The organism is Oceanisphaera pacifica (genome assembly GCF_017498065.1).
GTDB classification, from domain to species: Bacteria; Pseudomonadota; Gammaproteobacteria; order Enterobacterales; family Aeromonadaceae; genus Oceanimonas; species Oceanimonas pacifica.
The window spans coordinates 95,121-109,235 of sequence record NZ_JAGDFX010000012.1 but is presented as its reverse complement, the minus strand read 5'-3'; the positions used below and the strand labels follow the sequence as shown (position 1 = coordinate 109,235).

15 protein-coding genes are annotated in these 14,115 nt (G+C 46.8%); 13 read left to right on the top strand and 2 right to left on the bottom strand.

Going from position 1 to position 14,115, the window contains the following annotated elements; genetic code table 11:
* Window positions 1-623: 623 nt before the first annotated feature.
* From J3U76_RS11185 to hemB, 10 genes are all read left to right on the top strand, one after another.
* Window positions 624-824 (top strand): tautomerase family protein, encoded by a 201-nt coding sequence (locus J3U76_RS11185; RefSeq protein ID WP_208006048.1) that lies wholly within the window; start codon window positions 624-626, stop codon window positions 822-824.
* 166 nt (window positions 825-990) lie between these two features.
* Window positions 991-1,377, top strand: a complete 387-nt coding sequence (gene crcB, locus J3U76_RS11180) for a fluoride efflux transporter CrcB (protein ID WP_208006047.1) — start codon at window positions 991-993, stop codon at window positions 1,375-1,377.
* Between the two features lie 57 nt (window positions 1,378-1,434).
* Entirely contained in the window at window positions 1,435-2,190 is a 756-nt protein-coding gene (ubiE, locus tag J3U76_RS11175) for a bifunctional demethylmenaquinone methyltransferase/2-methoxy-6-polyprenyl-1,4-benzoquinol methylase UbiE (RefSeq protein ID WP_208006046.1), read from the top strand.
* Window positions 2,190-2,810: a ubiquinone biosynthesis accessory factor UbiJ gene (locus J3U76_RS11170; RefSeq protein ID WP_208006045.1), complete on the top strand. Its 621-nt coding sequence runs from the start codon at window positions 2,190-2,192 to the stop codon at window positions 2,808-2,810. Before ubiE ends, J3U76_RS11170 begins: the two co-directional genes overlap by 1 nt.
* On the top strand, window positions 2,807-4,444 hold the full coding sequence (gene ubiB, locus J3U76_RS11165; protein ID WP_208006044.1) for a ubiquinone biosynthesis regulatory protein kinase UbiB: 1,638 nt from the start codon (window positions 2,807-2,809) through the stop codon (window positions 4,442-4,444). Before J3U76_RS11170 ends, ubiB begins: the two co-directional genes overlap by 4 nt.
* A 77-nt stretch (window positions 4,445-4,521) precedes the next feature.
* Window positions 4,522-4,788, top strand: a complete 267-nt coding sequence (gene tatA / locus J3U76_RS11160; protein WP_208006043.1) for a Sec-independent protein translocase subunit TatA — start codon at window positions 4,522-4,524, stop codon at window positions 4,786-4,788.
* Window positions 4,789-4,790: 2 nt separating this feature from the next.
* Window positions 4,791-5,150, top strand: a complete 360-nt coding sequence (gene tatB / locus J3U76_RS11155) for a Sec-independent protein translocase protein TatB (RefSeq protein WP_208006042.1) — start codon at window positions 4,791-4,793, stop codon at window positions 5,148-5,150.
* Entirely contained in the window at window positions 5,151-5,906 is a 756-nt protein-coding gene (gene tatC / locus J3U76_RS11150; RefSeq protein WP_208006041.1) for a twin-arginine translocase subunit TatC, read from the top strand.
* A complete protein-coding gene (gene tatD / locus J3U76_RS11145; protein ID WP_208006040.1) occupies window positions 5,903-6,682 on the top strand; it encodes a 3'-5' ssDNA/RNA exonuclease TatD in 780 nt (259 codons plus the stop codon). The genes tatC and tatD overlap by 4 nt, the downstream gene beginning before the upstream one ends.
* Before the next feature lie 18 nt (window positions 6,683-6,700).
* The gene (gene hemB / locus J3U76_RS11140) at window positions 6,701-7,735 is read left to right on the top strand and encodes a porphobilinogen synthase (protein WP_208006039.1); all 1,035 of its coding nucleotides are present in this window, start codon (window positions 6,701-6,703) and stop codon (window positions 7,733-7,735) included.
* 58 nt (window positions 7,736-7,793) lie between these two features.
* Here the strand turns inward: hemB and gppA are convergent, their stop codons facing one another.
* Window positions 7,794-9,284, bottom strand: a complete 1,491-nt coding sequence (gene gppA, locus J3U76_RS11135) for a guanosine-5'-triphosphate,3'-diphosphate diphosphatase (protein WP_208006038.1) — start codon at window positions 9,282-9,284, stop codon at window positions 7,794-7,796.
* A 17-nt stretch (window positions 9,285-9,301) separates the two neighbouring features.
* Window positions 9,302-10,579, bottom strand: coding sequence for an ATP-dependent RNA helicase RhlB (gene rhlB, locus J3U76_RS11130; RefSeq protein ID WP_208006037.1), 1,278 nt, complete (start codon window positions 10,577-10,579; stop codon window positions 9,302-9,304).
* 114 nt (window positions 10,580-10,693) lie between these two features.
* Between rhlB and trxA the strand changes: the two genes are divergently transcribed.
* From trxA to ubiD, 3 genes are all read left to right on the top strand, one after another.
* The gene (gene trxA, locus J3U76_RS11125) at window positions 10,694-11,020 is read left to right on the top strand and encodes a thioredoxin TrxA (RefSeq protein ID WP_208006036.1); all 327 of its coding nucleotides are present in this window, start codon (window positions 10,694-10,696) and stop codon (window positions 11,018-11,020) included.
* A gap of 187 nt (window positions 11,021-11,207) precedes the next feature.
* On the top strand, window positions 11,208-12,473 hold the full coding sequence (gene rho / locus J3U76_RS11120; protein WP_208006035.1) for a transcription termination factor Rho: 1,266 nt from the start codon (window positions 11,208-11,210) through the stop codon (window positions 12,471-12,473).
* Window positions 12,474-12,584: 111 nt separating this feature from the next.
* Window positions 12,585-14,069, top strand: coding sequence for a 4-hydroxy-3-polyprenylbenzoate decarboxylase (gene ubiD / locus J3U76_RS11115; RefSeq protein ID WP_208006034.1), 1,485 nt, complete (start codon window positions 12,585-12,587; stop codon window positions 14,067-14,069).
* The last annotated feature ends 46 nt before the right edge of the window (window positions 14,070-14,115 follow it).

Below are 14,115 nucleotides of genomic sequence, written 5' to 3'. Positions count from 1 at the left end.
AATTATGAAGACATCATGAGCAGCGTCTGCGAGGCCTGGAACACCTTTATTGAAAGTGCCGAACGCGTGACACAAATGTGCTCCAGAGAGTGGATAAATCTGACCAGTTAATTTTACAGAATGGTATAAATATTTGTTCTATTGAAAATCTGCATAAAAGAGGAAACTGAGCTACCTCCCACGACACGCCACTGGGCTAGCCATCTTTGCTGGGTATGGCTGCGAATATTCACTGGATATTCGTTCCATTACCCAATAAAGATACACGCCAGCAAGCTGGCCCATACGGGCTCGGGAAGTGCCGTCCATGGCATTTCACGGTCATGGGAGCCGATCTCAGTCGCCTCTTATTGAGCTCTGCGTTGTCAATGAGGCCGCTAATAGGCGACTCAGTGGCTGATGGCCGGATAAAGGGAGTGACTCCACCGACCATCACATGACAGGGATGTCATGTGTTGAGCGTTACAGGGAGGTACTTGCAGCGTGTCGGTGGCGTTACCCCTTTGTTTGGCTTTTACAGGAAGTACAAACTGACTACTTAATTAGTACGATTGGTATAAATTTGACTCGGCTCACAATTTTTACTGTAATGGCTGCTCATTTTTAAAGAGAAGGAAGTTAGGATGCCGATTCTTAATATCGCGTTAATTGAAGGGCGCAGTAAAGAACAAAAAGAAGCGTTAATTAAAGAAGTAACGGATGCTTGTGTAAAAGCATTAGAAGTAAAGCCTGAAACAGTACGCATTTTGCTACAAGACATTGCTACTCAAGACTTTGGGGTAGCTGGTGAGTCGGTACAAGCTAAGCGTGAACGTTCAGCCTAACGATTTTATCATTGGCAGGGTGACTACCCTGCCGGTGGTATACTAGCCAGTTACCCCGCATCCCACCTCAAGCTCCTCTCTTCGCTGTCAATGCTATTAGGCTTTTCTCTGGCCTAAGCGTAAACTAAGCAAAATATTTATCGTTATTTATTCTCTGGCTTAACAGATGCAGAATTTATTGATTATTGCGTTAGGTGGCGCCTTAGGAGCCGTATTACGTTTTGGCATTACCGATATTATGGCGCGTGCGCTGGGTCGTACTTTTCCTTATGGCACACTCACGGTCAATGTACTGGGCTCTTTAATCATGGGGTCTGTATTTGTATTAGTACAGCAGCAAGTTTTGCATGAAAATAGTTGGCGACCTTTCTTAATGGTCGGCATGTTAGGGGCGCTGACGACTTTTTCGTCTTTCTCACTCGATAGTTTACTACTCCTTGAGCAAGGTCAATGGCTTAAGGCGATGTTGAATGTGTGCCTTAATGTCGTTTGCTGTATCATGGTGACCTACTTAGGTATGCAGTTAACGGCCAACATATTGGCGTCTCGTTAATTTAGGTTGCATATTTGCGCTACACTCACTTACTTTGACTTTATAGGTGCTCCCAGCATGTCAGAACAAGATAAGTCGACCACTCACTTTGGTTACAAAACAGTAGAAGCCAACGAGAAAGAGCAGATGGTTGCCGGCGTATTTCATTCGGTAGCAGCTAAATATGATTTGATGAATGATCTGATGTCGTTTGGTGTTCATCGCTTATGGAAGCGCTTTACCATTGATTGCTCCGGTGTTCGTAAGGGCCAGAAGGTGTTGGATTTGGCGGGCGGAACCGGTGATTTAACCGCTAAGTTTTCGCGTGTAGTGGGTGAAACTGGTCAAGTTGTCTTAGCTGATATCAACGATTCTATGCTAAAGGTAGGGCGCGATAAATTAAGGAACAAAGGCTTAGGGTGTAATATCTCTTATGTGCAAGCCAATGCGGAAGCTTTGCCCTTTCCTGATAACCATTTCGATTTAATTACTATTGCTTTTGGTTTACGCAACGTAACCAATAAAGATAAAGCGCTGGCTTCTATGCAGCGAGTGCTTAAACCTGGCGGTCGTTTATTAGTACTGGAATTTTCTAAGCCACAGCACGAAGTTATGAATAAGCTTTATGATTTTTATTCATTTAACGTATTGCCTAAAGTAGGCAGCCTAGTGGCAAAAGACAGCGACAGCTATCAATATTTGGCTGAGTCTATCCGTATGCACCCTGATCAAGAAACGTTAAAAGGCATGATGGAAGAAGCCGGTCTTGAACAAGTAGAGTACTTTAACCTCACCGATGGCATAGTGGCATTGCACCGCGGGTTTAAGTTCTGATGAAAGCACTGTTACACCCTTTGGTTAATGGCACCCTTGAACTGGCATTTAATCGCTTTATTCAGCAAGATGCTGAGCGACTAAAAAAAATGGCGCCCCTGCAAGGCAAAGTATTACAGCTAACGGTTACTGGCATCGTCAGTGTGTACATGGTCTTTGCTGATGATCAGCTGGTGCTGCTACAAAAATATGAAGGCAGTGCAGATAGTCACCTAAGTTTGTCACTAAATGCGCTAGGTTTGCTAAAAGACAAGAGTCTCTTGATGCAATACATACGTGATGGACGCATCGACCTGCAAGGTGATCCCATGCCTTGGCAAGACTTTTCTGCCTTAGTGAAAGATCCCAGTATTGATATTGAAGGTTGGTTGGCCACTTATACGGGAGACATTGCCGCACATTTATTGTGCCGTCATGCAGGCGAGCTAACAGCGGCGATTACGCAAAGAGGCATTAGCTTGCGCAATCAACTGAGCGATTATGCGCTAGAAGAAGCACGCTTGGCCGTTGGCCCTTTAGAGCTTGCTGACTTTAATGATGACGTAGGTGAGCTATATAACCAGGTGTCGCAGTTAGAGGTGCGCTTAGCGACGCTAATAGATAAAGTGAGACATTCATGAAGAAGTGGCGCGAATTAGTTCGGCTCTATCAGATTGGTAAAACCCTGTTCGACTACGGATTGGATGAGCTTGTTCCTGCGCGATTACAAATATGGCCGGCACGAATTGCGCGAAAAAGCTTATTTTGGTTGAAAAATCGCCACCCTAACTTATCCCGTGGTGAACGTATTCGGTTAGCATTGGAAGAGCTGGGCCCGGTATTTATTAAATTTGGTCAAATGCTATCGACACGCCGTGATTTATTGCCTCCTGATATCGCCGAAGAACTGGCGATGTTACAAGATAGAGTACCGCCTTTTGATGGTCGTTTAGCGCGCGAACAAATAGAAGCCAGTTTAGGCGCCCCAATTAATGAGCTCTTTGATAATTTTGATGAAAAACCGCTAGCCTCAGCCTCCATTGCCCAAGTACATACCGCTCGCTTGCATACGGGTGAAGAAGTGGTGGTTAAGGTGATCAGACCCAGCATTTATACCGTTATCGATGCAGATGTGAGCTTAATGAGTTCGGTGGCAGGTTTAGTGGCGCGTTTAGTACCAGAGCGCAGCAGCCGCTTTCGCCCAGTTGAAGTGGTTGAGGAATATCGTAAAACCTTATTTGATGAGCTAAACCTGTTGCGCGAAGGGGCGAATGCCATTCAATTGCGTCGTAACTTCGAGGGCTCAGGTACTTTGTATGTGCCTGAAATATACTCAAGTTACTGCCGTGAAAATGTGTTGGTTATGGAGCGCATTTACGGCATTCCAGTGTCGGATATTGCCGCATTAGAGGCGAACGGCACCAATATGAAGCTGCTAGCTGAACGTGGCGTTGAAGTGTTTTTTACTCAAGTATTTCGCGACAGCTTTTTTCACGCAGATATGCACCCGGGCAATATTTTCGTTTCTTATGAGCACCCAGAGGATCCTCAGTGGATTGGCATCGACTGCGGTATTGTGGGGACGCTAAATAAGGATGATAAACGCTATTTAGCAGAAAACTTCTTGGCGTTTTTTAATCGTGATTACCGCAAAGTTGCCGAGTTACATGTGGAATCTGGTTGGGTTCCTGCCGAAACCAAAATAGAAGAGTTTGAGTCAGCTATTCGTACCGTATTAGAGCCCATATTCGAAAAGCCGCTGTCAGAGATTTCATTTGGTCATGTGCTGCTTAATCTCTTTAGTACGGCACGCCGTTTTAATATGGCGGTACAGCCACAGTTGGTGCTATTACAAAAAACCTTGTTGTATGTGGAAGGCGTTGGACGTCAGTTGTATCCGCAGCTAGATTTATGGCAAACAGCTAAGCCCTTCTTAGAAGAGTGGATGCAGCGTCAAGTAGGTTACAAAGCCGTGATTAATGCGGTAAAAGAAAAAGCGCCGTATTGGGCAGAAAAACTACCTGAATTGCCTGAGTTAGTGTATGACGCTTTACGTCAAGCCAAAATGCAGCAGGGGCAAATGCAGGGGTTGTATCAAGAATTTGCACAGCATAATAAGCGTCAAGGAAAAGGACGTTTTTTATTAGCCATAGGGGCGTCATTGTTGTTAGCCAGTACCTTATTGCTCGGAATGGATAAAACCGAGTTAGCCATGTCTGGTCTAGTACTCACTTTGGTTGTATGGTTGTTTGGCTGGCAAAAAATAGCGCATTAATTTGATCTAACAGCAAAGCATTGGCATTAAGCTAAGATATTATACCGTTTTATATTATTGCAGAGGAAGAAACGACTATGGGTGGAATCAGTGTTTGGCAGCTACTTATTGTAGTGTTAATTGTTGTACTCTTGTTTGGAACCAAAAAGCTGCGCGGCCTGGGTGGAGACTTAGGCTCTGCGGTAAAGGGCTTTAAAAAAGCCATGAGTGATGATGAGAAAGACGGGGATAAGGATCAGCAAGATGCTGACTTTAAACAAGAGTCCTTATCTGCCAAAAAAGAGCAGTCAGAGACGGTTAACCCTGAGCATCAGGAAAAAACCAAAGATAACGATCGAGTGTAGTCATGTTTGATATCGGTTTCTGGGAGCTTGTGGTGATCGCTGTGATTGGACTATTGGTATTAGGGCCAGAGCGCCTACCGGTAGCGATCAGAACCGTCTCTCGATTTTTTAAAACGGTCAAAAGTACGGCCAATGCAGTCAAAACTGAGCTTGCTCAGGAATTGCGGCTAGATGAATTGCACCAAGACTTAAAAAAAGCCGAGCAGCTTGATATGAAAAAATTAAGCCCCGAGCTACAAGAGTCTATGGAGCAGCTAAAGGATGCCGCTGATTCTGTGACCCGCCCTTATGAGAAAAAGGCGGCGTCTACACAGATCAGCGAACCCACATCTTCCTCTAATTCAGAGCAGGATAAGTCTTAAATGAACAAAACACATCAGCCGCTGATCAGTCATCTGGTAGAGCTGCGCAGTCGTTTATTACGCGCATTTGCTGCTATTTTACTGGTGTTTTTGGCGTTAGTTTACTTTGCCAATGACATTTACAGCATATTAGCCGAGCCTTTGCTACGACAGTTGCCAGAAGGCACAAGTATGATTGCCACGGGCGTTGCGACCCCGTTTTTAACCCCCATGAAGCTCACCCTGATAGTGTCACTGTTTTTAGCTATCCCTTATGTGCTTTATCAAGTGTGGGCGTTTATTGCACCCGGTTTATATAAGCACGAAAAAAAGCTGATCTCACCTCTGGTGTTTTCCAGTGCCTTGCTATTTTATGCGGGTGCTGCGTTTGCTTACTTTGTGGTGTTTCCGCTAGCGTTTGCGTTTTTTACCAAAATGGCACCAGAGGGCGTGACCATTGCCACTGACATTGCCAGCTACCTCGATTTTGTATTGGGGCTGTTTGTGGCTTTTGGTATTGCCTTTGAAATACCCATTGCCACCATTTTGTTATGTTGGACCGGTGTCACTACTCCTAAAGACTTAGCCAGTAAACGCGCTTACGTGATTGTAGTGGTGTTTGTGGTGGGGATGTTGCTAACCCCGCCCGATATTATTTCTCAAACACTGCTCGCGATTCCCATGTGGTTACTGTTTGAGTTAGGGGTGTTTTTTGCTCGCTTTTATACACGAAAAACAGACGATGAAAGTGATGAAGCAGAGCAGGACGCATCATGATTGATATTGGCGTAAACCTGACTAATAACCAATTTGATCAAGACCGAGACCAAGCCATAGTGCGAGCGAAAGCTGCGGGTGTAACAGGCTTGATCTTAACCGGTACCAGTCTAGCTGAAAGCCAAGCGGTGGCTGATTATGCTGCCACTGAGCCCGGTTTTTGCTATGCCACTGCGGGTGTGCATCCTCATGATGCCAAAACCTTTAATGAACAGAGTATGGCGGAGCTTCGCAAGCTCGCACAGCGTCCTGAGGTAGTGGCAATAGGCGAGTGCGGCCTTGATTTTAACCGCGACTTTTCACCACGACCGCAGCAAGAAGCAGCCTTTGAAGCACAACTCGCTCTGGCCGCTGAGCTACAGTTGCCAGTCTTTATGCATTGCCGTGATGCCCATCAGCGCTTTATGGATATTCTTAAGCCTTGGCGCGCTAAATTGCCGGCGGCAGTCTTGCATTGCTTTACAGGCAGTGAGGTTGAGTTACGCGATTGTTTAGCCCTTGAATTACATATTGGTATTACCGGGTGGATTTGCGATGAACGTCGTGGAAAAGTCTTGCAAAGCATTGTTTCTTTGATCCCTAGTGATCGCTTAATGATAGAAACCGATAGCCCCTATTTATTACCTCGTGATCTGACGGCTAAGCCAAAAAGTCGTCGTAACGAGCCTGCTTATTTACCTCATATAGCCGAGCGCGTTGCCGCCCATCGTGGGGACAATCCCGATCAGTTAATGGCTGAAACGACCGCGACCAGTCGCGCCTTTTTCCGTATTTAGTTTTTGCTAGGAGCAGTTATGACTCAACAAATATTTGGTGGTTTCCCTTCACGCCGCCTGCGCCGTACCCGTAAGCATGATTTTAGCCGTCGCATGGTACGCGAGAATACGCTAACGGTGGACGATCTTATTTACCCGGTGTTTGTATTACCGGGTGTAGGGCGCCGTCAGGCTGTTGAGTCTATGCCAGGCATTGAGCGTTTATCCATTGATTTACTGCTAGAAGAAGCCGCTGAGTTGGTGAAACTTGGGGTGCCGTTAATTGCATTATTCCCTGTGGTGGATGCCAGCCAAAAGACCTTGATGGCGGAAGAGGCTTACAACCCTGAGGGGTTAGCACAAGAAGCAGTGCGCGCGCTTAAAGAAAACTTCCCTGAGCTAGGTGTCATGACAGATGTGGCGCTCGACCCTTTTACTGTACATGGTCAAGACGGCATCTTAGACGATGATGGTTATGTGCTGAATGACATTACCACTGAAGTGCTGGTGAAGCAGGCATTAAGCCACGCTCAAGCGGGTGCCGACATTGTTGCACCATCAGATATGATGGATGGCCGTATTGGCGCAATTCGCGAGGCGCTAGAAGACGCAGGCTTTATTAACACCCAAATTATGGCCTACTCGGCTAAATATGCCTCTAATTACTACGGCCCATTCCGCGATGCAGTGGGCTCTGCAGGTAACTTAAAAGGGGCGAATAAAGCCACTTACCAAATGGATCCGGCCAACAGTGATGAAGCGCTACAAGAGGTGGCCTTGGATATTGAAGAGGGAGCCGACAGTGTCATGGTGAAGCCCGGTATGCCGTACTTAGATGTGGTGCGCCGTGTTAAAGATCAGTTTGGTGTGCCGACTTTTGCCTATCAGGTGAGTGGTGAATACGCTATGCACATGGCAGCTTTTCAAAACGGTTGGTTAAAAGAGCGCGAAACTGTCATGGAGTCGTTAATGTGCTTTAAGCGCGCCGGTGCCGATGGCATTTTGACTTACTTCGCCAAACGGGTAGCTATTTGGCTTAAAGAAGAGCAAATGGCTAAATACGCTGATAAGTAACTATCAAAACCCGTTGTACGCCTTACGCTGTACGTATAGCGTAAGGCGTACCGCTTGGTTAGCCTTCTGCAATCACTAACGGCCAGCCCATTTCGGTTTGGCGTTGGGCTTCTTGTTGTAATTCACTGGCGCGTAAATGGTGAGTTTGGCGCCAATGAGCGGGAAGGGTGAGGGTGAGTTGCTGGCCTTGTGCAGAAATCTTAAAATCAGGCACTGTGCCTTGGGTGCGACGTAGGCATAAAATAATTGCTAAGCGTAATAACCGCGCTAGTAAAATTGCCTGATCAGCTGCAATCGCACTTTGTTTAGTAAGAGGCTCAAGCTGAAAATCCCCCCGCTGATTGAGTAACAAGGCGCCCAACAGCTGTTGTTGTGGGTGGGTAAAACCGGGTAAATCGATATGATGAATAATATAGGCGGCATGCTCAGGGGCACGCTTATATTCAATCCACAACCCTAACTCATATAACATACAAGCCCAAGCCAACATCGGCTTGGCGCTTACATCCAATGCTTGATTGTTAGCGACTTGCGCTAAAGCGTTCAGCGCGGTATTACGCACGCGCTCGGCTTGCTCTCTGTCTAGCTGATAGCGCTCAATTAAGCTGTTTGCCGTACGCTCACGGGCATCGCACTCTTGGCGATCACTTAATAACATGCCATACATTAATCCCTCGCGCAGGGCACCACCGGCCAACACCATATCGTTGATGGCGAGTAGATCAAATAACGCAATAAGGATTGCTAAACCCGATGGAAACACATGGCTGCGCTCAAGGGTTAACCCTGGCAAAGTAAGCTGATTAATATGCTGACAAGCAATGGCGTCTTGTTTAAGTTGCAGCAGCTTTTTGAGGGTGATTTGTTCATCTTGCCCCTGGCTTATCATGATCTCTTGAATCGCCTGTATAGTGCCAGAAGCACCAATGCAGGTTTGCCAACCGAGTGCGAGATACGCTGCGGCCACAGGCGTTAACACTTCACGTGCTGCGGCTATGGCGTTATCGAAGTTAGCGTCATTCAGTTGCTCATCACTAAAATAACGAGATAACCAAGTCACACACCCCATATTCAAGCTATTTAACAGCTGAGCTGATACACCTTCACCCACCACTAACTCTGTGCTGGCGCCACCAATATCAATCACTAACCGTCGGCCGGTGCCAGAAGAGGTCCAAGCTACGCCCTCATAAATAAGTCCGGCCTCTTGCTCGCCCGAAATAATGCGCACTGGGTGTCCCAGAATAGCCTCAGCCTTAGCTAAAAACACATCAATATTGCGAGCCAGACGTAAGGTGGCGGTGCCCACAATGCGAATATGATCGGCAGGAATATCCTGCAATTGTTCGGCGAACAATTGCAGGCAGTCCCAGCCCCGTTGTAACGAGGCGTCATCTAGGTTGCCATCCGCTTGTAAGCCAGCGGCAAGGCGCACCTTGCGCTTTACTTTCGCTAAGGTGCGACAAGCACCAGCCACCTCGTCTACCACCAGCATATGAAAGCTGTTTGAGCCCAAATCGACAGCGGCATAGAGGGCGGCATTATTCATTTGTTACTCCGTTAACGTTACGAACGCCGCCGGTAAGGGGCGGATCCTGAGCGGCCTTGTGCACCGGGTTTGCGATGGCTGTGCGCTCTGTGATGATGAATACGCTTGGGTGGCGTGACATCGTCTAATAGATTATTACGATCGTAATTACTCACTGCAATAGAGTGCTCAATATAAGCCTCTATTGCCGGTAAGTTAAATACATACTCTTCACAGGCAAAGCTAATAGAGTAGCCGCTAGCACCGGCCCGACCAGTACGGCCAATACGGTGTACATAGTCTTCTGCATCATCGGGTAAGTCGTAGTTAAATACATGACTAACATCAGGAATATGTAAGCCGCGCGCGGCTACATCCGTGGCCACTAAAATATCGAGTGAGCCTTGGGTAAAGTCATCTAAAATGGCGCTGCGTTTGCGCTGAGGCACATCACCGGTTAGCAAGCCGACACGATGACCATCGGCGGCAAGCCAAGCATGCACTTTTTCGCAACTGTGTTTGGTATTCGCAAATACGATGGCTTTATCTGGCCATTCATTTTCCATTAAGGTGAGCAATAATAAGAGCTTATCTTCTTGTGCAGGATAAAACAGCTCTTCTTTGATGCTAACGCCAGTTTTACGTTCAGGTTCAACTTCAACGTGCTCTGGGCTATTCATATGCTCATAGGCCAGCTCCTGCACCCGCAGTGATAGCGTGGCAGAAAATAGCATATTAATGCGTTGAGCAGCCGGCGGCATACGACGAAATAAAAACCGAATATCTTTAATAAAGCCTAAATCAAACATGCGATCAGCTTCATCTAGCACCACTACTTGAATGGCGCCCATGTCGATCACTTGTTTCTTTAAAAAATCGATAATACGGCCAGTGGTGCCTATTAAAATATCGACACCTGCATCTAATACGGCAGTTTGTTCTTCGTAACCTTCACCGCCATAGGCCAGGCCTAACTTTAAGCCGGTGCTGGCGCTGGTGGTGTCGGCATCATTATAAATTTGTACCGCCAGCTCTCGGGTTGGCGCCATTATGATGGCTCTAGGCTGGTTAAGTTTTCGTGACTCAGGGGCCGGAGTGGTTAATAGGTGATTAAAAGTGGCGGCTAAAAAAGCAATGGTTTTGCCGGTACCGGTTTGGGCTTGCCCTGCGATATCTTTGCCAGCAATTAAATGGGGTAACGACAACGCCTGTATTGGCGTGCAGTTGCGGAATCCTTTTGCATCTAAACCGGCTACAACCTGCGGCTGTAAACCCAGTTCGGCAAACGTGGTATCAGTTAAGTGTGTTTTGCTCATAACGTTCAGAATATCAGGTTAGGCTTGCAATAATAAACAGGATCATTTGAAATAGGGCAACTAAATTACCTCAACTTGCGTGTTGAGACAGAAAATAACGGATTGGAGTTGGAGATGAGTGATAAAATTATTCAGCTGACCGATGCCAGCTTCGAAGCTGACGTGGTTAAAGCAAGCGCCCCTGTACTGGTTGATTTTTGGGCTGAGTGGTGTGGTCCTTGTAAAATGATTGCGCCTATTCTGGCTGAAGTGGCTGATGAATATGCAGGTAAAGTGACTGTGGGCAAACTGAATATCGATGAAAATGCTGAAACACCACCTAAGTTTGGTATTCGTGGTATTCCGACTCTGTTACTGTTTAAAAATGGTGAAGTAGCGGCAACTAAAGTAGGTGCGCTGTCTAAGAATCAGTTAAAAGAGTTTTTAGACGCCAATCTGTAATGCTAAAAAGAGGTGCGCAACGCGCCTCTTTTTGTTTTTGCTAGACGTCACCATATTTTGATGCTAGTTTATTGCTCGTTTGCTAACCTACATTTGTGCCAATTAGTGGCCCTGCAATTTTAAGTCTCAACTCCAGCAGACTTTTTCCTCCTATTTTACATATCCTGGTTGATAGAAACCCACCACTATGAATCTGACTGAACTTAAGAATACCCCTGTTTCTGAGCTGGTTAAGCTCGGAGAAAAAATGGGCTTAGAGAACCTAGCTCGTTTACGTAAACAAGACATTATTTTCGCAATCCTTAAGGCTCATGCTAAAGGTGGCGCTGATATTTTCGGCAACGGTGTGCTGGAGATATTACAAGATGGTTTTGGTTTTTTACGTAGCGCCGACTCTTCGTACCTAGCTGGGCCCGACGATATTTACGTCTCGCCAAGCCAAATTCGACGCTTTAACTTGCGTACCGGCGACACCTTAGCCGGCAAAATTCGCCCACCTAAAGACGGTGAACGTTATTTTGCCCTGCTAAAAATCAACGAAGTTAACTTTGATCGCCCTGAAAATGCCCGCAGTAAAATTCTCTTTGAAAACCTGACCCCTCTACATGCCGACGAGCGCATGAAAATGGAGCGCGGTAATGGTTCTACAGAAGATATTACCGCCCGAGTACTCGACTTAGCCTCGCCGATTGGTAAAGGGCAACGTGGCTTAATTGTGGCACCGCCTAAAGCCGGTAAAACCATGCTGCTGCAAAATATTGCACAAAGCATCGCTTACAATCACCCCGAGTGCGTATTAATCGTGTTATTGATTGATGAGCGCCCAGAAGAAGTCACCGAAATGCAGCGCATGGTTAAAGGCGAGGTTATTGCCTCTACCTTTGATGAGCCAGCCCAGCGCCACGTACAGGTGGCCGACATGGTAATAGAAAAAGCCAAGCGTCTGGTTGAGCATAAAAAAGACGTGATTATTTTACTGGATTCTATTACCCGTTTAGCGCGTGCCTACAACACAGTTGTGCCTTCTTCTGGCAAGGTGCTTACCGGTGGTGTAGATGCGAATGCTTTGCACAGACCGAAGCGCTTCTTTGGTGCGGCTCGTAATGTAGAAGAGGGTGGCAGCTTGACTATTATTGCCACCGCCTTGGTAGAAACCGGCTCTAAAATGGATGATGTTATCTACGAAGAGTTTAAGGGTACCGGTAATATGGAGTTGCACTTGTCGCGTAAAATTGCCGAGAAGCGTATTTATCCTGCTATCGACATTACTCGCTCAGGCACCCGCCGTGAAGAGCTGCTTACCACGGCAGATGAGCTACAAAAAATGTGGATCTTACGCAAAATTGTGCACCCTATGGGCGAAAGCGACAGCATTGAATTTTTGATCGATAAATTGGCGATGACCAAAACTAACGACGAATTCTTTGATGCCATGAAACGTCAACAAAAGTAAGTATCCCCTTTATAAAACCGCGGCGCGCCCGCGGTTTTTTTATTGGTCAATACAAGCTAAGACGAAACGGGGTATACTCGAAATATTAGTCGTTGCTCTTGGAATAAACCTATGAAATATAAGGATTTGCGTGATTTTATTGCGCAACTTGAAGCTCAGGGCGAACTCAAGCGTATTCAGCATGAAATTGACCCCTATCTAGAAATGACCGAAATTTGTGATCGCACGCTAAAAGCGGGCGGTCCGGCACTGCTATTTGAAAACCCCAAAGGGTTTGATATGCCTGTGCTAGGCAACTTATTTGGCACCCCTAAACGTGTGGCCATGGGCATGGGCCAACAAGACGTGGATGCGTTGCGTGAAGTTGGGCGCTGGTTATCCTATTTAAAAGAGCCAGAGCCGCCCAAAGGCTTGAAAGAGCTAATGGAAAAGCTGCCTATTTTTAAGCAAGTGCTGAACATGCCCACCAAGCGGCTAAAAAAAGCACCTTGCCAAGAAGTGGTATTAGAAGGCGAGCAGGTAGATCTTACTCAGTTGCCAATTCAACATTGCTGGCCGGGTGATGCAGCCCCCTTGATCACTTGGGGACTGACCATTACGCGTGGCCCGCATAAAAAACGACAAAATCTCGGCATTTATCGCCAACAGTTGCTGGGCAAAAATAAAGTCATTATGCGCTGGCTGAGCCACAGAGGCGGTGCACTCGATTTTCGAGAGTGGCAAGAAGCCAACCCCGGAAAACCGTATCCAGTAGCGGTGGCGTTAGGGGCGGATCCGGCGACCATATTAGGTGCGGTAACACCGGTACCCGATACCTTATCGGAGTATGCCTTTGCGGGCTTATTGCGAGGCAGCCGTACCGAAGTGGTGCAATGCATTGGTAGCGATTTAGAAGTGCCGGCCAGTGCCGAAATTGTACTAGAAGGCTATATTTATCCCGATGAAATGGCACCTGAGGGCCCTTATGGTGATCACACCGGTTATTACAACGAGATAGATGAGTTTCCGGTATTAACCGTGGAGCGCATTACCCGTCGTAGTGATGCTATTTATCACTCAACCTATACTGGGCGGCCACCGGATGAGCCGGCGATTTTGGGCGTGGCACTTAATGAAGTCTTTGTCCCTATCTTGCAAAAGCAATTTCCCGAGATTGTTGATTTTTACCTGCCGCCCGAAGGCTGTTCATATCGGATGGCGGTGGTCACCATTAAAAAGCAATATCCCGGACATGCCAAGCGAGTGATGCTGGGTGTATGGTCATTTTTACGCCAGTTTATGTACACTAAGTTTGTCATTGTGTGTGACGATGACATTAATGCGCGCGACTGGAATGATGTGATCTGGGCCATTACTACCCGCATGGATCCAGCGCGAGATACCACCTTAATCGAACATACCCCTATCGATTACTTAGACTTTGCATCACCTGTATCGGGCCTTGGCTCTAAAATGGGCATGGATGCCACTAATAAGTGGCCGGGTGAAACCGACAGAGAGTGGGGCACTCCCATAGTGATGCCTGATGAAGTGATCAGCAAAGTTGATGGCTTATGGGAGCAGCTGGGCATTTTAGACACTCAGCATCAGCGCTAATACCCTTAAAGGGAGTTAAATCTAACTTGAATACAGGTTAGTCTAA